At 54.9% G+C, this 18,672-nt stretch carries 14 protein-coding genes and 1 pseudogene; 2 read left to right on the top strand and 13 right to left on the bottom strand.

Translation table 11 applies throughout. The features are described from left to right. Window positions 1-200: 200 nt before the first annotated feature. From ettA to CLV80_RS10290, 4 genes are all read right to left on the bottom strand, one after another. The gene (ettA, locus tag CLV80_RS10305; RefSeq protein ID WP_106357797.1) at window positions 201-1,856 is read right to left on the bottom strand and encodes an energy-dependent translational throttle protein EttA; all 1,656 of its coding nucleotides are present in this window, start codon (window positions 1,854-1,856) and stop codon (window positions 201-203) included. 71 nt (window positions 1,857-1,927) lie between these two features. After that, window positions 1,928-2,326, bottom strand: a complete 399-nt coding sequence (locus tag CLV80_RS10300; protein ID WP_106357794.1) for a hypothetical protein — start codon at window positions 2,324-2,326, stop codon at window positions 1,928-1,930. Between the two features lie 84 nt (window positions 2,327-2,410). Further along, window positions 2,411-2,731 (bottom strand): KAP family P-loop NTPase fold protein, encoded by a 321-nt coding sequence (locus CLV80_RS10295; RefSeq protein WP_106357792.1) that lies wholly within the window; start codon window positions 2,729-2,731, stop codon window positions 2,411-2,413. Window positions 2,732-2,817: 86 nt separating this feature from the next. After that, window positions 2,818-3,252 (bottom strand): P-loop NTPase fold protein, encoded by a 435-nt coding sequence (locus CLV80_RS10290; protein WP_106357790.1) that lies wholly within the window; start codon window positions 3,250-3,252, stop codon window positions 2,818-2,820. 352 nt (window positions 3,253-3,604) lie between these two features. On the opposite strand from CLV80_RS10290, the gene CLV80_RS10285 reads away from it, so the two are divergent. Both CLV80_RS10285 and CLV80_RS10280 read left to right on the top strand, forming a co-directional pair. Then, entirely contained in the window at window positions 3,605-4,045 is a 441-nt protein-coding gene (locus CLV80_RS10285) for a universal stress protein (protein WP_106357788.1), read from the top strand. A 12-nt stretch (window positions 4,046-4,057) separates the two neighbouring features. Further along, window positions 4,058-5,611: an alanine/glycine:cation symporter family protein gene (locus CLV80_RS10280; RefSeq protein WP_106357786.1), complete on the top strand. Its 1,554-nt coding sequence runs from the start codon at window positions 4,058-4,060 to the stop codon at window positions 5,609-5,611. 118 nt (window positions 5,612-5,729) lie between these two features. Here CLV80_RS10280 and CLV80_RS10275 read toward each other — a convergent pair whose 3' ends face one another. From CLV80_RS10275 to CLV80_RS10235, 9 genes and pseudogenes are all read right to left on the bottom strand, one after another. Next, on the bottom strand, window positions 5,730-7,157 hold the full coding sequence (locus tag CLV80_RS10275) for a type IV pili methyl-accepting chemotaxis transducer N-terminal domain-containing protein (protein ID WP_165793367.1): 1,428 nt from the start codon (window positions 7,155-7,157) through the stop codon (window positions 5,730-5,732). A 219-nt stretch (window positions 7,158-7,376) separates the two neighbouring features. Then, complete coding sequence (locus CLV80_RS10270) at window positions 7,377-8,969, bottom strand: phosphate ABC transporter substrate-binding/OmpA family protein (protein WP_106357781.1); 1,593 nt, start codon at window positions 8,967-8,969, stop codon at window positions 7,377-7,379. 553 nt (window positions 8,970-9,522) lie between these two features. Next, complete coding sequence (locus CLV80_RS10265) at window positions 9,523-10,596, bottom strand: BMP family ABC transporter substrate-binding protein (RefSeq protein ID WP_106357778.1); 1,074 nt, start codon at window positions 10,594-10,596, stop codon at window positions 9,523-9,525. 24 nt (window positions 10,597-10,620) lie between these two features. Beyond that, window positions 10,621-11,535 carry an ABC transporter permease gene (locus tag CLV80_RS10260; protein ID WP_106357775.1) on the bottom strand — a complete coding sequence of 305 codons (915 nt, stop codon included), beginning with the start codon at window positions 11,533-11,535 and terminating at the stop codon, window positions 10,621-10,623. Beyond that, window positions 11,535-12,615 (bottom strand): annotated as a pseudogene (locus CLV80_RS10255) (ABC transporter permease). Before CLV80_RS10255 ends, CLV80_RS10260 begins: the two are co-directional and overlap by 1 nt. Then, window positions 12,602-14,125 (bottom strand): ABC transporter ATP-binding protein, encoded by a 1,524-nt coding sequence (locus tag CLV80_RS10250; RefSeq protein ID WP_106357772.1) that lies wholly within the window; start codon window positions 14,123-14,125, stop codon window positions 12,602-12,604. Before CLV80_RS10250 ends, CLV80_RS10255 begins: the two are co-directional and overlap by 14 nt. After that, window positions 14,122-14,862, bottom strand: a complete 741-nt coding sequence (xdhC, locus tag CLV80_RS10245; protein WP_106357770.1) for a xanthine dehydrogenase accessory protein XdhC — start codon at window positions 14,860-14,862, stop codon at window positions 14,122-14,124. Before xdhC ends, CLV80_RS10250 begins: the two co-directional genes overlap by 4 nt. Then, window positions 14,859-17,159: a xanthine dehydrogenase molybdopterin binding subunit gene (xdhB, locus tag CLV80_RS10240; RefSeq protein ID WP_106357768.1), complete on the bottom strand. Its 2,301-nt coding sequence runs from the start codon at window positions 17,157-17,159 to the stop codon at window positions 14,859-14,861. The genes xdhC and xdhB overlap by 4 nt, the downstream gene beginning before the upstream one ends. After that, on the bottom strand, window positions 17,156-18,511 hold the full coding sequence (locus CLV80_RS10235; protein WP_106357766.1) for a xanthine dehydrogenase small subunit: 1,356 nt from the start codon (window positions 18,509-18,511) through the stop codon (window positions 17,156-17,158). The genes xdhB and CLV80_RS10235 overlap by 4 nt, the downstream gene beginning before the upstream one ends. Window positions 18,512-18,672 lie beyond the last annotated feature (161 nt).

The following is an 18,672-nucleotide window of genomic DNA, read 5'->3' as shown; positions in this document are numbered from 1 at the left end:
GAGGATTGGGGGTATTCCGCAAACCGCTCTCTGCATCGATGGTATCAAGAAACTTACCTGCTTTGAGTGTCGCAAGGTGAGCCGTGTAAGGCACTGATCCAATAGGTAAAGGGCGGCCCGAAAGCCGCCCTCACTATCTCACGCTGTGCGCCCACAATTGCTTCGCAGTCGCTTTCGCGCACCCGTTGATTGCGATTTGATCAGCGCACAAATTTCTTATGCTTCATCCGCTTTGGTTCCAGCGCGTCTGCTCCTAGCCGTGCTTTCTTGTCTTCTTCGTAGTCGGTAAATCCGCCTTGGAACCATTCGACGTGGGCGTCGCCTTCGAATGCGAGCATGTGTGTGCAGATACGGTCGAGGAAGAAGCGGTCGTGCGAGATGACTACGGCGCAGCCTGCGAAATCGACCAATGCGTCTTCCAATGCGCGCAGTGTTTCGACGTCGAGGTCGTTGGTAGGTTCATCGAGAAGCAGGACGTTGCCGCCGGATTTCAGCAGTTTTGCCATGTGCACGCGGTTGCGTTCACCGCCTGATAGCAGTCCGACTTTTTTCTGCTGATCGCCGCCTTTGAAGTTGAACGCTGAGCAGTATGCGCGCGAGTTCATAGACGCATCGCCAAGTTCGATGATTTCCGCGCCGCCGCTGATTTCTTCCCAGACCGTGGTGCCTTCGGATAGCGCATCGCGTGACTGGTCCACATAGGACAGTTTCACGGTTTCACCGAATTCGACGGTACCTTCATCAGGTTCGATCTGACCTGTCAGCATGCCGAACAATGTGGATTTACCTGCACCGTTGGGGCCGATGACGCCGACGATGCCGCCGGGCGGCAGGTCAAACGACAGCCCCTCGACGAGCAGTTTGTCACCCATCGCCTTTTTAAGGTCTTCGACCTCGATCACTTTGTTCCCGAGGCGTGGCCCGTTGGGGATAATGATCTGGGCGCGGCCCATTTTTTCTTTTTCAGACTGGTTTGCCATTTCGTTATAAGCGCTGATCCGGGCCTTGGATTTGGCTTGGCGGGCTTTGGCGCCCTGACGCATCCAGTCCAATTCGCGCTGAAGTGTGCGTTGCTTGGATTTGTCGTCTTTGGCTTCGCGTTCCAGACGCTTTGCTTTGGCTTCGAGCCAGCTGGAATAGTTGCCTTCGTGTGGGATGCCTGAGCCGCGGTCCAGTTCCAAAATCCAGCCCGTGATCGCATCAAGGAAGTAGCGGTCGTGGGTGACGATCAGGATCGTGCCTTTGTAGTCGATCAGGTGCTGTTGCAGCCAAGCGATGGTTTCGGCGTCTAGGTGGTTGGTCGGCTCATCGAGCAACAGCATGTCAGGCGCATCAAGCAGAAGCTGACACAGCGCGACACGGCGTTTTTCACCACCAGACAGGGTTGTGACGTTTGCATCGTCAGGGGGGCAGCGCAGGGCCTCCATGCTGATGTCGATCTGTGCGTCGAGGTCCCACAGGTTTTGCGCGTCGATCTGGTCCTGAAGCTGCGCCATTTCATCGGCGGTTTCTTCGGAATAGTTCATGGCGACTTCGTTATAGCGATCAAGGATCGCTTTTTTGTCGGCCACGCCCAGCATGACGTTTTCACGCACGGTCAGGTTCGGGTCGAGTTCGGGTTCCTGTGGCAGGTAGCCCACGCGCGCACCTTCGGCAGCCCATGCTTCGCCCGCGAAATCTTTGTCCTGTCCGGCCATGATCCGCATCAAGGTCGATTTGCCGGTGCCGTTCACACCGACCACACCGATTTTCACACCGGGGAGGAAGTTCAGGCGGATGTTTTCGAATACCTTTTTCCCACCGGGATAGGTTTTGGACACGCCGTCCATGAAATAGACGAATTGATTGCTGGCCATGTTGGGCGGTTCCTTATCATAAAGCTTGTTCCCCACTTAAAAGGAGAGCGCGGCGTAGGCAAGGGGAGCGGTTAGCGCGGGAGCTCAAAAGCGTCGAGAGATTGGGCGATGATGTTAGAGACAATTGAAGAGCTTCCTTCGTGAAAGAAGTATGGCCCAACGATGTCTTCTGCGACTCTGTCTTCGTTGGTTAAATGGGCTTTATCCAAGCAAAGCTTCCAGCACCAATAGGCCCTCTGACCGATTTCACCATCTGCAAAGCTATCGAAGAGTTGCAGAACTGCTGCGTAGGGCAGTTCTTTCATTCGCGCTTTATCGATCCATTCTGGCTTTGCAACCTTCATAATCAGTAACCCAGCAAAGATGTAATATTCGTCGTCTCCTCGGCGCAAGTCGGTTGGGGTTACGGCAATAAGCGTTGCTAAATGCTCCACATCTCTGAGCGTGAAGTGGACATTGCTGTTAATCATTTGCAGGTACTGATTGAAAAACTCCAGGTGTTGCCATCGATTTCCAGCTTCTCGGTAATTGAAGCGAAGTAGCTCACTGCATCGCTATTGCTGGCTATTGCTGGGCTTGTTGTTTGATTGTTTCATCGGCATAGTAATCTGCACAAATTTATGCAGATACCTGTCCGCATCTATTCCTGCCCCGTAACGTGCCCGCACGCTGTTTGCCAGTTCTTGCATGTTCGTGCCCAGCACAAAGTGGATGCCAGGGGTGGCGAAGAAGTGTTTGATGACTTCGAGCAGTTGCAGCGCATAGTCCGGGCGGCAGCGGTCAAGTTCGTCGATGACGATGACCAGTTTCTTTTGCGGGGTACCGTCTGCATTGGGTTCGGTCAGGCTAGTGAGTGCTGCACGGAATTGATCCATCGCGCCGCGGCGTCCGTCTTCGCGTTTCCAATAGGCTTCGGCGGCTTTTTCGACGTTCTCTGCGGATTGGTTGATCAGTGCATCGCCTACAGCGCCTGCAATCTCGGTACCGCCCGCTGTCGCTGCGCGAGCCCGATGCGGGCGGCCATTGGCATGAGGCGGTAGGCGGCGTTTTTGAGTGCCTTTAATGCAGCGGGCTTTTGATCCGATTTCTCTAGCCGTTCAGCCAGCGCCCCAGTCAGCGCGATCAGCGGGTCTTCTAGATAGTCATGTGCAAACGCATCAAAATAGAGCGTCGTGGCCTTATCTGGATGGGTCTTAAGGTGTTCACCGACCCAGCATTTCAAAAAGACCGACTTGCCGCTGCCCCAGCCGCCATCAAGCGCGATGACAAGCGGGTCGTCGATGCGTTCGACCAAATTAGAGAGTTTGTCCGCCATAGGTTTGCGGTTGAGTTTATCGTGCTTTGCCAGCCCATCTTCATACAGCGTGATATCGGGTTCGGGGAGAGTGAGTATCAACGTAAATTCCTATACAAGTCCGGGGAGTATGCGATGGTAGCGCTTACAGGTGTCGATTGAATAGGGATGATTTTTGGAAGAAATGCCTGATTTTACGGCGGATTGGTGACTGAGTCGTCTTTGTGGTGATTGGTCTAATGTGCTTAATTGGCGTGTTTATGAGGTCTATTATCCTTAATGAGTTTTGCAATTACGCAGTCTGTACTGTAATTTGTTCGTTTTGCAATTTTTTTATGTTGCAGAGTGTTGTTGGCGTATCATTGATGGCATCAGCCGACAGAAGCTGAACCTTCCCGCTGGTTAATTTATCGGTCGGGGCATTTTAACAGCCAACTTAAAACAGGGATTTGCAATGACTGAAACAGTATTTGTCGTCGGGATTGACGGCTCTGATGCGGGAGAGCGAGCGCTTGCGTTTGCCAAAGACCGCGCCAAAGCGGTGGGCGATTGCACGATTGTGCTTTGCTACGTGATCGAATGGTCGCCGTTTAGCTTTCAAACACCAGAAGAAAACGAAATGCGGCACAAACGCCGCGAAGAAGAGATCAGCATGGCGCATTCGCGCGTTCTGGACCCTGCTGTCGCAGAGACCTCGAAAGACGGAGTGAACGTGATTGGCGTCGTTAAGCATGGCGACGTTGCCGAAATATTGGATGGCTTAGCCAAAAAACACGAGGCAGCCCAGATAATTGTTGGGCGCGTCGGTGTGCGCGGTTTGAGAGAACGCGTGTTTGGCGGTGTAACAGGGCGACTTGTGGCTTCGGCTTCGGTGCCTGTGACGATCATTCCATAAGGGGACGGAAATATGAAAAAGCTATTAACAGCGGCCATGTTTGCAGCGCTGTCTCCTGCGGCAGCTGCCGCGCAAGAGATGTCGCTTGAAGATAAGGTAAATCAAGTATTTGCTGACTGGACCGGGCCATTCGTTGGGTTCATTTTTCGCCCTCTGCCTTTCCAAGTTGGTGGAGTGGACTTTCCTTGGATTGTTATGTGGCTGGTGATCGCCGCCACGATTTTTACAGTTTACTTCGGAGTAATCCAAGTGCGTGCCTTTGGGCATGCGATTTCGTTAGTAAAAGGTGATTACTCTGACCCCGACGATGCTGGTGAAGTTAGCCACTTTCAGGCGCTGACCACTGCGCTTTCTGGGACTGTGGGGTTGGGTAATATTGCTGGTGTTGCTGTTGCTGTTGGTATCGGCGGGCCGGGGGCGACATTTTGGATGATCCTTGCGGGGCTTTTGGGAATGGCATCCAAGTTTACCGAATGTACCTTAGGGGTGAAGTATCGCAACGAATATGCAGATGGTTCGGTCTCGGGTGGTCCAATGTACTACATGACCAAAGGCTTCAAAGAACGTGGCTTGCCGGGGGGCAAGGTGCTTGCTGTTGTCTTCTCCATCTTTACTATTGGCGGAGCATTGGGTGGCGGAAACATGTTCCAAGCCAACCAGGCTCATGCCCAAATTGAGGGAATTGTCGGTGATTTTTCTGGGCTGATTACCGGCGTAATCTTTGCCATCGTCGTCTTTGCGGTCATCGTAGGTGGGATCAAATCCATCGCGAACGTGACTGAAAAAGTGGTCCCATTCATGGGCATTATGTACGTCGTTTGTGCTCTGATTATTTTGCTAGTGAACTATGATCAAATCGGTTGGGCGTTCGGCCAAATCTGGGCTGGTGCGTTTACCGGGCTTGGTGTTGCTGGCGGCTTTGTCGGGGCGTTGATCCAAGGCTTCAAACGTGCTGCGTTCTCGAATGAGGCGGGTGTCGGTTCTGCGGCGATTGCCCACTCTGCTGTGCGGACCAAAGAACCGATTACCGAAGGGGTCGTTTCACTGCTAGAGCCGTTCATTGATACGGTCGTTATCTGTACAATGACTGCGTTGGTGATCACGATTTCTGGTGTGCTGGTGATGGACCCTGCATCGGGTAACTTTGTCCTGAACGAAGCAGGTACCGCGATCCAGACAGTGGACGGTTCATCAGGTGTTCAGCTGACTTCGGCGGCGTTTGCGACTGGGTTTAGCTGGTTCCCTTATGTGCTGGCTGTTGCGGTTGTACTGTTTGCGTTCTCAACTATGATCAGCTGGTCATACTATGGCCTTAAGGCGTGGACCTATTTGGTTGGTGAAGGGCAGGCGCAGGAACTGGCGTTCAAGATCATTTTCTGCATCTTCATCGTGATTGGTGCGGCGGCCCAATTGGGCGCGGTCATCGACTTCTCAGACGCGATGATTTTTGCGATGGCCGTTGTGAACATCACCGCGCTGTATTTCTTGATGCCAATCGTGAAGGCCGAGATGAACAGTTATTTTGGTCGACTGAAGTCGGGCGAGATTGTGAAGCATAAGCACTAGGTCAAGTGTAAAGCGAAGATTGCGCGCCGTAAAATCGGCGCGCCTTTTGTTGCATACTCAAAACAAAAGGCGCGGGCATTGCTGCACCGCGCCTCTCCGTAGACTTGGTTGGAAGATTTTACATCAGGTGCTGCACATTGATCCCAAAGGTCATTGCGCCGATTACTTCGCCGGTTGCTGGATCAACTACGGGCAAGGATGCCTGTGCCTGATAAAAGCCAGTACTGTCATCAAACTCTATATCACTAATGTGAAGCGCATCTGCCCCGACATGATAGGTTTCTTGGTGCTTGGCTTCGTCGCCCTGCCAGTAGTCTGAGGTTGCCACGCTTTGCGCGACGTTCAGGCCAAGGTGATCCATGATGAATACTTCGGTCACAAAACCAGCTGTTTCGTCTTGGTGTGCACGTAACCATTCAGACACCGGATTATCCAGCACAGCAGTCATGAGTGGGCCACCGTCGCCAGATGCTTCTGCGCGCCACTGTTGGTCAAGCGCGATGACAGCATCTTCGGACATGTTGGCATGCGCTATGTTCTGTGCGTTGACCGCGTCGATCACGCGTTGGTCTGATGCCCATGTGCGCAGTTCTGCATCTGCGTAGGCCTCAAGCGGAACGCGGTAGATGCCGTCTTTGCCGGGGGTCGCGATAAGATACAGTGTAATCGCGTTGTTCATTCCAACGCTAAGTTCTTGTGTGAGCGCATTTGACGCGATGACATCGTCAGCCGTTGGAGTTGCACCATCCTTGATCGCATCATAGATGCCACGTCCAGCTTGCCAGATTGCATAGGTGCTTTCTAGGCTGCCTTTGACCGTGTCATTGGGCGGAGGATTGACGCCTGCGGCCGGGTAACCGTCACGAAGCGCAACGAGGGATAATTCGAACATATCGACTGTTGCAATCAGTTCGCCAAGTGCGGCTTCGGGGTTTGTGTCTGTCGCAAGTTCACAAACCGCGCGGGTCATACGTTCCGCGAGCGCGCGTTGACGGCCAGCAAAGTTCAAGACTGTCGCGTCGCTTTGCAGTAATTCCTGCGGGTTCGTGTATTCGCCAGATACATCGGCAGCTAAGTTGGTCGTCTGATCAAATAGCGCGTGATAGCCATCGGTGATGATTGCGGCATCATCAGGGGATGCTGTTCCGCCAAGCATCTCAAGCGCGGCATGCTCCATTGGGTCCCAAATTTCATGGGTCTTTTTGATAGCGTTCAGGATGCGAGGTGTTGTTTCTGCCCCGGGCATACCCAATGCGCGATCGCCAAATTCCAGCCCAGCCAGAATTGCATCAAAGTTATCATGAACATGTTGTAGATCGTATTCCGCAGTCGCGAGATCGATGCCTGCATTGTAGCGGCAGCTTGCTGATGCGACAGACTCTGACAGGCCGCGAAGTGCAAGTGACCTGTTTACGCGAGCTTTCCCACCGTCATAAAGTGCGGGATCTAGTGATTGAGCTTGTGCCGTTGTTGCGCCAAATCCCATTAGGGCAATACAAGCGGTTGTTGTCAGCGCCAACCGGCGTGATCGGGGTTTTGTCGACATGCAATTCTGCATTGTGAACTCCTATGCGTCCGACCGGGGCAGCACGTAGATTGCGGCTGTCGGTCGTGTTTATGGATTTCTTGACGCTGCAAAGGCTGTAACTTTGGTCAAAGTTGGAGCTTTGATAGGGTCAAGCAAAGAAACGTTGCTGCGTGTTATCGCGAAGAAAGTGCAGCTAGGTGTGCGGGCGCTGGTGTACTTGCGCCCGCATGCGTACGCTTAGCCGTTAGCGGCTTCGATCCATACCTCAACGCGGCGGTTGATCTGGCGTTCGTTTTCCGAAGTGTTACAGGCAGATGGTGCGATTTCGCCGTAGCCTGCTGTCGCCATTTCGATGTTTGTCAGGCGGTCACCGGCGACGTTTTGTAGTTCTGCGCGAACCTGTTCCGCACGTGACTGAGACAGTGAACGGTTGCTGTCAAATGCACCCACATCATCGGTAAAGCCGACAAATAAGATTTTTGTGCCTTCTGGCTGCGTTTCTAGGAAATCGGCCAGACGCTCTAGGTTTAAGACACCACGTTGGTCGAGATTTTGCGACCCAGTGCGGAAGCGGAATGTTGTGGACAGGCGATCATAGTCAACCATCTGTGACAGCATTTCGCGCATGAAGCCGCCTTCGTATGCGTCGACATTTGGGTTGAGCAGGGCACGTGCACGATCACCGTCGAGCGCTTGTTCGCGACGATCAATACCAAGGTCGATAAACCCAGCTTTGGCGATGACTTCGTCTGCGGCGGATGATTCAGCGTAGTGGATGAAATCCATTGTTGCTTCGTCGGCAGTGTCGTCACGTGTGTAAAGGTACATAAGGCGCTGTAGTGCGTATTCCTCTGTACGTGCCGAAAATGCGTCTGGGATCATTGTTAGGCCACAGTCGTTGACCAATGACAGCGCGCTTGCACCACGTTGGAATGCGTAGCCCACAAACCCGATTGCAGTTTCGTCTGCGTTAACCTGTGCAGCCATTTGGTTGTTGTCGGCTGCGACGATTGTGTCGGCCAATGGTGCAGGTGCTTGATCGCCATACACACCGTTCATAAACACTTCGCGTGTGCCAGAGTCGACCGCGCGGTCAACAAGCGTGATTGCCGCATTTTCCCCGCCAACTTCGGACCAGTTGGTGATGCTGCCGTTATAGATGTCGCGCAGTTGCTCCAAAGTAATGGATTTTACTGGGTTGTTTGGGTGGGTGATTACAACAAGGCTATCGACGGCAATGATGTGTTCGCTATCCGTGCTGACCATGTTGCCAGCGCCGTCAGCGCGCAGGGCGCGTGCTTCGTCAGGCGTGATGCGTCGTGCCGACATGCCAACTTGCGATGTGCGGTCAAGCAAGGTGCGGAATGCATCGCCAGAGCTTGTTGAGGAAACAAGGTAGGATCCCATCGGATCGCCAAAACCTTCGTCGCCAACCATCTCGGTGATGAACTGACCGTCAACGCCAGTCGCGGTTTGTGTTGCTTCAGCGCCAAGACTTGCGCCGTATCCAGACATAAGTAGCGGCATAACTCCTGTACCGATCGCGTCAGAACCGGCGATTGTGATGTCTGCGTCGGTTGAGCCAAAGTCTGGGCAGTCTGCGCCAGCACAGCTTACGCGAGACGCGGAGATGCGCAGGTCACCAAGACCTGTGCGGATAACATAGTTGTTGTCTGTAAATTCAATAAATTCGCCTACTAGGTTCACAGTACCATCGGCAGATTTCAATGTAACTTCACCAGCCATTGTTGCAGCGGGCGTAATAAGTGCTGCTGACAGGGCGAAAGATGATACTAGGTTCTTGTATTTCTTGTAGACGGTCAGGTCCATAAATTCTCTCCATAACTCATTGAGATGTGTACGCTTTACAGTAGGCGGTTTCCCGCCTTCCTCCCTTAAAAACAACCTGTACTTTTGTGTAAGTCGATTGCCTTATTGTGCTTTCAGCTTTTGGTTGCGTTTTTATCAGCGCATTAACTATGGACGAAAAAATTTACATTTTCCCCCTTACGCGAGGCGTTATTAAATTGGGGAGAGGAACTAAAATCGTTTAGACAATTGCAATTGCCAGAAATGCAATTAATTCTGTATTTTGCACAAAAGCTGCAGGTGGGGCTTCGCTATAAAGCAATGCCGCTGTCCGATGCGATTTGGGTTGCTAAATAATCACACCACTTACACCCTCCAAAACGCACAACCTAAAATTGTTTTTGTGTCCCAAATGTGGCCGCGTGATTTGCGATAGCCACAATATATGCTCGCAAAAATCATCTAAACCCGTACTGACTCGCAGTTTTTCGCCTGCTGGCTGACCGTGTTTTGTACTGAAAATGCAAAAAAGCCCCGCCAAAGACGGGGCTTTTCCAGATCATTAGTTGCAGATTTACTGCGGGATATCGCCAGTCAGGCCTTCAACGTAGAAATTCATGCCTGCAAGAGTACCATCGTCTGCAGTTTCGCCTTCAGCCAACCATGCTGTGCCGTCTTGCTTGTTCAGCGGGCCAGTGAACGCGTGGTATTCGCCAGAAGCAAGGCTATCGCGCAGGGCTTCTGCGGATGCTTTTACGTCTGCAGGTACTGCGTCGGTGATTTCACCGATGCCAACCATGCCAGCGCCGATACCATCCCATGTGTTTGTGCTTTCCCATGTGCCGTCCATGACGGCTTGGGTGCGCGCAACATAGTATGGGCCCCAGTTGTCGATGATCGAAGATACGCGTGGAAATGGACCGAATTCAGCCATGTCAGACGCCTGGCCGAAGGTCACGACATTGCCAGCCGCCTGCGCTGCGGCCTGTGGTGCAGTTGAGTCTGTGTGCTGCAGGATCACGTCAGCGCCTTGTTCGATCAGAACAGTTGCTGCTTCGGCTTCTTTTGCAGGGTCAAACCATGTGTAGGCCCAGACCACTTTGAATTCGACGTCAGGGTTTACAGCCTTAGCGTGGATGTAAGCAGAGTTGATGCCGCGGATAACCTCGGGGATTGGGAAAGACCCGATGTAGCCGATGACGTTGCTTTCGGTCATGTGACCAGCGATGTGGCCCTGAACAGCACGGCCTTCGTAGAAACGTGCAGAATAGACGGACACGTTGTCGGCTTGCTTATAGCCAGTCGCGTGCTCGAACTTCACGTCAGGGAATTTTTCTGCAACGTTGATCGTTGGGTCCATGTAGCCGAACGACGTTGTAAAGATCAGGTCAGCACCGCCAAGTGCCATTTGCTGTAGAACGCGTTCTGCGTCAGCGCCTTCTGGTACGTTTTCAACGTAGACAGTTTCAACTGCATCGCCGAATGCTTCTTCTACGGCAAGACGCCCTTGATCGTGTTCGTATGTCCAGCCGCCGTCGCCCACGGGGCCGACGTAGATAAAGCCAACCTTCGTTGGATCTTCAGCAAAGGCTGCTGTGCTAAGGCTTGCGGCAAATGTTGCCCCGGCCATAATTGATTTGATAGTCATACTCATCCCCTTGGTGGTGACGCCTCAACGTGAGGCATGGAAAGATTGGCCCAGTGATCCCGGCGCCCGTCCAGCACGCATAATAACCAGAACGGCTATTGTTGCCAGATACGGCGACATGGAAAGATATTCTACCGGGATCGCCATCCCGGCTGCTTGTAAGTTTAGCTGCAACACGGTCACGCCGCCAAACAAATAGGCGCCAAGCAAAAGCCGCAGTGGTTTCCAGCTTGCAAAGACCACAATCGCAAGTGCGATCCAGCCCGCGCCGGCGGTCATGCCTTCGGTCCATTGCGGCACGCGGACAAGGCTAAGGTAAGCCCCACCAAGTCCAGCACAGGCCCCGCCAAACATAATGGCAAGCATCCGCACGCGGACCACGTGATAACCCAAGGCATGTGCTGCTTCGTGGTTTTCACCGACGGCACGCAGGATCAATCCCGCGCGGCTGTATTTCAGAAACGCCCATACGACGACGACGAGTAACAGCCCAACGTAGACCATTGGATCATGCTGAAACACGATTGGGCCAATAACTGGAATATCGCCAAGCAACGGAATGTGCCAATCAGGGAAATCCGGGGCTTTGATCCCGATATAGCTTTGCCCCATCAACGCCGACAGGCCTAGCCCAAATAGCGTGAGCGCAAGACCAGTGGCGACTTGGTTCGATAATAGAAATTGGGTGAGGAAGCCAAACAGCAGTGACAGCATCGCACCACCGATCGCGGCACCAATAAAGCCAAGCACGGGAGACCCGGTATTGACCGCAACGATAAACCCGCAAACAGCACCGGTGATCATCATACCTTCGACGCCAAGGTTCAGAACGCCAGCGCGTTCAACGATCAATTCGCCGACTGACGCCAATATGATTGGAGTTGCTGCCACCATTAGTGACGCAAGCAACAGGATGGGGTTGATTGCGGTCCAGTCCATTAGGCGATTGCCCCCTTGCCAAACCGCACGCGGTAATTTGTCAAAACATCCACCATCAACAAGAAGAACAGCAGCATCCCTTGCATCAGTTGGATCGCTGCGCCGGGTAGGCCAAGGTTGGATTGGGCGATCTCGCCCCCGATGTAGGTGAGGGCCATCAGGCCTGCAGCTAGCAAAATGCCAATAGGGTGAAGACGACCGAGAAAGGCGACAATAATCGCTGTGAACCCGTAGCCGACGTTGAAATCAATGCTGATCTGCCCAGCAGGGCCTGCGACCTCGAATAGGCCCGCGGCGCCAGCAAGACCGCCCGAAATACCCATACAGATCAGCACTAAGGTGCTGGGGTTCACGCCAGCAAAGCGAGCGGCGCGCGGGCTTTGCCCGGCGAGGCGGACATTAAAACCAAACAGATGGCGCGACAGCGTCACATAGGCAAAGATGACAGCGATCAGGGCAACGACAACGCCCCAATGCATGCCTACATATCTCTGATATCCAACTGGTGGCGCTGTCGTATTTGGCTAAGTTGCGCGATCCCGGAAAGCCCATGCCATCAGGGTTACGCAGTGTGCCCAGCGCCATAGATGCCAGTAATTGTTCTGCCACATAGACGAGCATAAGCGACACTAAGATTTCATTCGTGTCGAATTTGACTTTCAAAATCCCTGGGATCAGCGCCCAAAGCGTGCCACCCAACACCCCAGCAACAATCATCAGAGGAAAGATAAAGATCGATTCAGTTGGGTAAAACGCCAGCCCAACAGCTGCGCCGCAAATTGCACCGACGATATACTGACCTTCGGCGCCGATGTTCCAAATACCTGCGCGAAAGCCAAAGGATAGCCCAATCGCGATCAGCACAAGCGGTGCGCCCTTGATCAAAAGTTGTGGGCGGTAGAACCACGCAAATTCAGAAAACAATGGGTCAAAGAAAATCGTGCGGATGGTTTCGAACGGGTCCTTGCCCAGCGCCGCAAACAATAGCCCACCACATATCATCGTCAGCAATACTGCAAAGATTGGGGCGGCCAGTGTCCAGACGCGCGAAGGCTGCGCACGTTTTTCAAGCGTCAACATGGGCGATCTCCATGTCATGCGCACCACCAAGCATCAGGCCGATTTCTTCGACCGTGAGGCCCTGCGCTGGGCGTGGGGCTGATAGCCGGCCTTCGTTTAGCGCGGCAAAGCGGTCAGAGATTTCCATCAGTTCGTCCAAGTCTTGCGAAATACAGATCACGGCGGTGCCTTTGGCGGCCAGATCAAGAAGTGCCTGACGAATAGATGCTGCTGCCGACGCGTCAACACCCCATGTTGGCTGGTTTACTACCAAAACATCAGGGGTTTGCATGATCTCGCGGCCGATCACGAATTTCTGCAGGTTCCCGCCAGACAATGATCGCGCTGCATTTTGTGGGCCGGGGGTGCGCACGTCAAAGGTGCTGATGACTTCCTCAGCAAAGCTGCGTGCCTTGCGCCAGTTTACGAAACCTTTATTGGCCAGTTTCTGGCGCGTTGTCGCGGTCAGAACGGCGTTTTCGGTTAGGCTCATGTCGGGGGCAGCGGCGTGGCCCATCCGTTCTTCTGGTGCGGTTAGAAGACCAAGCTTACGCCGGGCGTTGGGCCCAAGCTGGCTAATGCTTTGTCCTTGATAATTTACCATGCCTTTGGCGGTACGCATTTCGCCGGATAGGGCTGCGACCAATTCGTCTTGGCCGTTGCCTGCAACGCCACCAATTCCCAGAACTTCGCCTTTTTGCACCTCAATCGAAATATCGCGTAGGGCGGTGCCAAATCGGTGCGGTGCCTTTGCCGACAGTCCCTGAAGTGACAGGACCGTTTCGCCTGTTGGGCGTGCCGCGCGTTCAGGCACAAGCAGGGCGGACCCTACCATCAGCTCTGCCATATCGCGTGCGCTTGTCTCGCGTGGATCACAGGTGCCAACGACTTGGCCCAACCGCAGCACAGTCGCGTTTTCACACAGCGCCCGAATTTCTTCGAGCTTATGCGAGATGTACAAGATCGCGGTGCCTTCGGCGCTTAGCTTGCGCAGGGTCTTGAATAGGATGTCGACCTCTTGCGGGGTCAGAACCGAGGTGGGTTCATCCATGATTAGCAGTTTTGGGTCTTGCAGCAGGCAGCGAATGATTTCCACCCGCTGGCGTTCACCGGCTGACAATTCACCAACGATCCGAGAAGGATCAAGCGGTAACCCATATTGGTCGGAAACGGCACGCACGCGTTCTGCGATCTCGCGTTGGGGCGGTGGGTTTTCCATACCAAGTGCGATGTTTTCGGCCACGTTCATCGCGTCGAATAGCGAAAAATGCTGGAACACCATGGCCACGCCTGATGCGCGGGCTGCGCGTGGTTCGGCAGGCGCATAGGGGGCGCCGTTCAGGGTCATGGTGCCGCTATCGGGTTTCACCAGCCCATAGATCGTTTTGACCAATGTCGACTTGCCCGCGCCGTTTTCACCAAGCAGCGCGTGGACTTCGCCGGGTGCGATTTCGAACGACACATCTTTGTTGGCGACTACACCGGGGTAGGCTTTGGTCAGCCCGGACAGGGCAAGCAATGGCTGGTTCATGCGGTACGGTCCTTGGTCCGGTGCGTTTGCGGCGCGATCATCGCGGTTGCGACGCCAAGCGCAAGGGCCGCCGGGTGTTTCCCAAGAGATGGATCGCCGATTGGACACGCGATGCGCGAAATATGTTCCGGCGCGTGCCCCAATGCGGCGAGCCGTGTCCGAAAACGTGCCCATTTCGTCGCTGATCCAATGAGTCCGGCGTTGTGAAAGTCACGTGATAGAATCGCATGGCACAGCGCGAGGTCCATGTCGTGGCTGTAAGTCAGGATCAGGTGATCTGCATCGTCGGGCGCGTGTTTGACGACTTGGGATGGATCGTTCGCGACCAATGTCGTGGTCTCTGTTTTGGGAAACCGATCTGCGCTGGTGTCTACCCAAGTGATCGTAAAATCGGGCAGGGGGGCCATGACATTGACGATGGCCCGACCGACATGGCCCGCGCCGTAGATCCAAAGTGGTCGTGCTTGGCCTGCGATCATGCCATCAGCACGTTCCCACGACAGCGTCACGGACCCGCCGCAACATTGTCCAAGTCCGGGCCCCAGTGGGATCGTGCGGGTTTGCGTTGTTTGCCCGTTCATCAGCATGCTGCGGGCTTCGGCAATTGCATCCCATTCGAGCCGCCCACCACCGATGGTGCCTTCGGTCCTATCCGGCCAGACCATCATTTGTGTGCCAGCATCGCGGGGCGTTGACCCGGCGGTTTTGGTAATGGTGATCCGAATGCCGTTGGTCATCCGCGTGCCCTGTGGATCGCCTTCAAGACTTCTTCGGCAGTCGCAGGGGCCTGAAGGTCGGCGTAGTTCGGACCGCAGGCACCGATCGCATCGGAAAGTGCTAAGAATGCGGATATGCCCAGCATGAACGGTGGTTCGCCCACCGCTTTGGAACGATAGATCGTCTGAGCGGGGTTTGGTTCATCCCACAGCTCGACATTGAACACATCAGGCCGATCTGAACAGGCCGGGATTTTATAGGTTGATGGTGCGTGGGTCCGCAGCCGCCCCTTGTCATCCCAAACGAGCTCTTCTGTCGTTAGCCAACCTGCGCCTTGGACATAGCCGCCCTCGACCTGACCGATATCCAAGGCGGGGTTTAGTGATGCGCCCGCGTCATGCAGGATATCTGTGCGTAGAATCCGGTTTTCGCCAGTCAGCGTGTCGATGACGACCTCGGTGACGGAGGCCCCTTGTGCGAAGTAAAAGAATGGTGTGCCAGTGCCTTTGGTCCTATCCCAAGCAAGACCCGGTGTTTTGTAAAAACCTGTGGCCGATAGGCTGACCCGGTTTTGATAGGCGGTCATTGCGGCCTGCGCGAAGGACATGGTTTCGCCTGCAACGGTGACTTGGCCCTCTTCGAACAGCACGTCCTCTGTCCGGCTTTGATGCAGTTCGGCGAGGCATGCGGCGATCCGGTCGCGGATTGTGTCGCAGGCGTTCGCGACTGCCATACCGTTTAGGTCGGACCCTGACGACGCTGCCGTGGCTGACGTGTTCGGTACTTTGCCCGTATCGGTCGCGGTGATCTTGACCGCGCTGACATCAATGCCAAAACGGCTGGCGGCGACCTGCGCGATCTTTTGAAACAGCCCTTGGCCCATTTCTGTGCCGCCATGGTTCATATGAACAGAGCCGTCTTGGTAGACATGCACCAGCGCCCCGGCTTGGTTCAGGTGCGACAGGGTAAAGGAGATGCCGAATTTGACCGGGCTGATCGCGATCCCTTTTTTCAGGATCGGTTGGTCGGCGTTCCATTGTGCAATGGCTTCGCGTCGTTTTTTGTAATCTGACGTTTCAATCAGCCGTTCCGTCATCTCGTTCAGGATGAAATCAGTGACCGGCATGTGATACGGCGTAGTCTGGGGGGCGGGTGGATCAAGATCCACCCTACGGTCTGCCGCCGCGTAGTAGTTGCGTTGCCGCACAAGGACGGGATCGATCCCGAGTTCGCTTGCGATATGGTCCATCACCCGTTCAATGCCGAGCACCCCTTGGGGGCCACCGAACCCGCGATAGGCGGTCGCAGATTGCGTGTTGGTTTTTAGACGGTGGGACGTGATGCGCACTGCTGGCAAGTTGTAGGCATTGTCGGCGTGCAACATGGCGCGGTCCGCAACAGGGAGCGATAGGTCTTGCGCCCAGCCACAACGCGTGGCCTGTGTGAAATCAACGCCGCTGAGTTTGCCAGTGTCATCATAGCCAGCGACATAGTCGATCCGGAAGTCATGCCGCTTGCCCGTGATCATCATGTCATCGTCGCGGTCGTAACGCATTTTGCAGGGGCGACCGAGCGCCCGCGCAGCGACGGCGCAAGCGACGGCTAACGCGTTACCTTGGCTTTCTTTGCCACCAAAGCCACCACCCATGCGCCGGACTTCGACGCGTACGGAGTGCATTGGAACCCCAAGCGCCTCTGCCACTTTGTGTTGGATTTCGGTGGGATGCTGGGTGGAACTGTGGACGAGCATATCGCCGCCCTCTTGCGGAAATGCGAGGGCGGCCTGACCTTCGAGGTAGAAATGTTCTTGGCCGCCCATCGTGATGCTGCCACGCAACTGGAGCGGGGCATTTGACAGCGCGGTATCAACGTCGCCTTTTTTCCAGATAACTGGGCCTTCTTCGAAGCGGCTGTTGGCGGCAAGCGCCTCATCAATCGTCAGGATTGGCGTTTCTTCAGTATAGTTGACAGTGCCAAGCCGTGCAGCCTTGCGCGCGTTCAGGTGGCTGTCAGCGACGACCAAGAATAGCGGCTGACCCAGATAATGTACCGCACCCGTCGCGAGGAACGGTTCGTCATGGACAGAGGGCGACACATCATTGGCAAAGGGCAGGTCATCGGCGGTAAGCACAGCGACCACGCCGGGGGCTGCGCGAACGGCGTCTAGGTTCATGGTATAGCTGCCACGCGCGATTTCGGACATGCCGAACGCCAAGTGTAGCGCATTTGCAGGTGTCGGAATGTCGTCGATATAGCGGGCAGCGCCCGTCACGTGCAGTTTGGCCGCATCATGCGGAAGGGGTTTTGCGACGCTCATGCGGTGACCTCTAGCACGTTAGTGGCCTGTCCGGTGCGGTCAGCAAAGTAGCGGTGCAGTAGGTTTTGTGCGATCTTGAGCCGATACGCGGCTGAGGCGCGCATGTCTGACAGGGGTGTGTAGTCGTCACCGAATTTTGCGGCGGCTTGGGCGATTGTCGTGCTGTTCCATGGTTGGCCGATCAGGGCGGTTTCTACGGCGGTGGCGCGGTGTGGGGTGCCCGCCATCCCGCCAAATGCGATGCGGGCATCGGCGACGGCGCCATCAGATACGGTGACGTTAAAGCACCCGCAGACTGCAGAGATATCTTGGTCAAACCGTTTCGAGATTTTGTAGCATCGCAGGTCGGGTGCTGCTTTCGGGATCGTCACACCTGTTACCAGTTCGCCGGGCACACGGTCTTGTTTGCCGTAGGCAATAAAGAAGTCTTCGATTGGCATTTGCCGTTCTGCGTTGCCGTGGCGCAGGTGCAACGTTGCGCCCATTGCAATCAGCGCAGGCGGGTTGTCCCCAATTGGTGAACCATTGGCGATGTTGCCACCGATGGTAGCGGCGTTGCGCACTTGTTCGGATCCATAGCGCCGGATCATCTCTGCCCAGTGTGGGTGATGGGCGCGGGCCAGTGCAAGCGTTTCGGTCATCGTGACCGCCGCGCCAATAAAGATATCGTCGCTGCCGATGGTCGTTTCGCGTAGTTCTGCGCAGCGGTTTAGGAACGCAATGTTTGGCAGGTCGCGCAGTTGCTTGGTGACCCACAGCCCAACGTCAGTGGCCCCGGCGATCAGGGTAGCATCAGGGTTGGCAGCGTACCATGTGGCAAGCTCTTCAAGGTTTCGCGGCGCATAGGGAGCAGGGGATACGCTGGGCAGATCATCGTTCAGCCACGTGGGTACTTCGGCCGTTTCTGCGGCTTTGGCTGCGCGAATGATTGGGGCGTAGCCTGTGCAGCGGCACAGGTTTCCGGCAAGGACATCATCATGGTCGGTGCGTCCTTGGCTGTGCCCTGCGGCCATCGAGGCAATAAAGCCCGGCGTGCAGAAACCACATTGCGATCCGTGGTGACTGATCATTGCCTCTTGGACGGGGTGCAGTTCGCCGTCAGGGCCGCTGATCCCTTCGACGGTACGGACAGATTTTCCATGAAGTTGTGGCATGAAAAGAATGCAGGCGTTCAGGGCTTTGTCGCCGGTGTCATCGCGCACCAGAACGGAACACGCGCCACAGTCCCCTTCGTTGCAACCTTCCTTAGTGCCGCAAAGCCCGCGTTCCACGCGTAGCCAGTCCAGCAAGGTCTGCGTCGGTTCCGCATCCACCTGCACGGTTTCCCCATTCAGAAGAAACGTGACATCCATATTGTAAACCTGCCGCCTTACCAAAACATATATCCCAGCCTTGAGCGTCGATGCGGCGTAGACGCTTTGGCTAAACTAGCGTCCATGAAAGCGTTGCGGGGGCGATTTAGCAAGAGAAAATGCGCAGTGCCGCGCTGCATTTTTGACTTGATGGTCAAAAA

The sequence above is a fragment of the Yoonia maritima genome, from assembly GCF_003003285.1.
GTDB classification, from domain to species: domain Bacteria; phylum Pseudomonadota; class Alphaproteobacteria; order Rhodobacterales; family Rhodobacteraceae; genus Yoonia; species Yoonia maritima.
The sequence above is the reverse complement of the archived record's forward strand: the minus strand, read 5'-3'. Positions and strand labels throughout refer to the sequence as shown.

What these genes read in the sequence shown, in the direction of transcription:
- ettA (WP_106357797.1), bottom strand. Translation starts at nt 1,856, where the DNA reads ATGGCCAGCAATCAATTCGTCTATTTCATGGACGGCGTGTCCAAAACC.
- CLV80_RS10300 (WP_106357794.1), bottom strand. Translation starts at nt 2,326, where the DNA reads ATGATTAACAGCAATGTCCACTTCACGCTCAGAGATGTGGAGCATTTA.
- CLV80_RS10295 (WP_106357792.1), bottom strand. Translation starts at nt 2,731, where the DNA reads ATGGATCAATTCCGTGCAGCACTCACTAGCCTGACCGAACCCAATGCA.
- CLV80_RS10285 (WP_106357788.1), top strand. Translation starts at nt 3,605, where the DNA reads ATGACTGAAACAGTATTTGTCGTCGGGATTGACGGCTCTGATGCGGGA.
- CLV80_RS10280 (WP_106357786.1), top strand. Translation starts at nt 4,058, where the DNA reads ATGAAAAAGCTATTAACAGCGGCCATGTTTGCAGCGCTGTCTCCTGCG.
- CLV80_RS10275 (WP_165793367.1), bottom strand. Translation starts at nt 7,157, where the DNA reads ATGTCGACAAAACCCCGATCACGCCGGTTGGCGCTGACAACAACCGCT.
- CLV80_RS10270 (WP_106357781.1), bottom strand. Translation starts at nt 8,969, where the DNA reads ATGGACCTGACCGTCTACAAGAAATACAAGAACCTAGTATCATCTTTC.
- CLV80_RS10265 (WP_106357778.1), bottom strand. Translation starts at nt 10,596, where the DNA reads ATGACTATCAAATCAATTATGGCCGGGGCAACATTTGCCGCAAGCCTT.
- CLV80_RS10260 (WP_106357775.1), bottom strand. Translation starts at nt 11,535, where the DNA reads ATGGACTGGACCGCAATCAACCCCATCCTGTTGCTTGCGTCACTAATG.
- CLV80_RS10250 (WP_106357772.1), bottom strand. Translation starts at nt 14,125, where the DNA reads ATGAACCAGCCATTGCTTGCCCTGTCCGGGCTGACCAAAGCCTACCCC.
- xdhC (WP_106357770.1), bottom strand. Translation starts at nt 14,862, where the DNA reads ATGACCAACGGCATTCGGATCACCATTACCAAAACCGCCGGGTCAACG.
- xdhB (WP_106357768.1), bottom strand. Translation starts at nt 17,159, where the DNA reads ATGAGCGTCGCAAAACCCCTTCCGCATGATGCGGCCAAACTGCACGTG.
- CLV80_RS10235 (WP_106357766.1), bottom strand. Translation starts at nt 18,511, where the DNA reads ATGGATGTCACGTTTCTTCTGAATGGGGAAACCGTGCAGGTGGATGCG.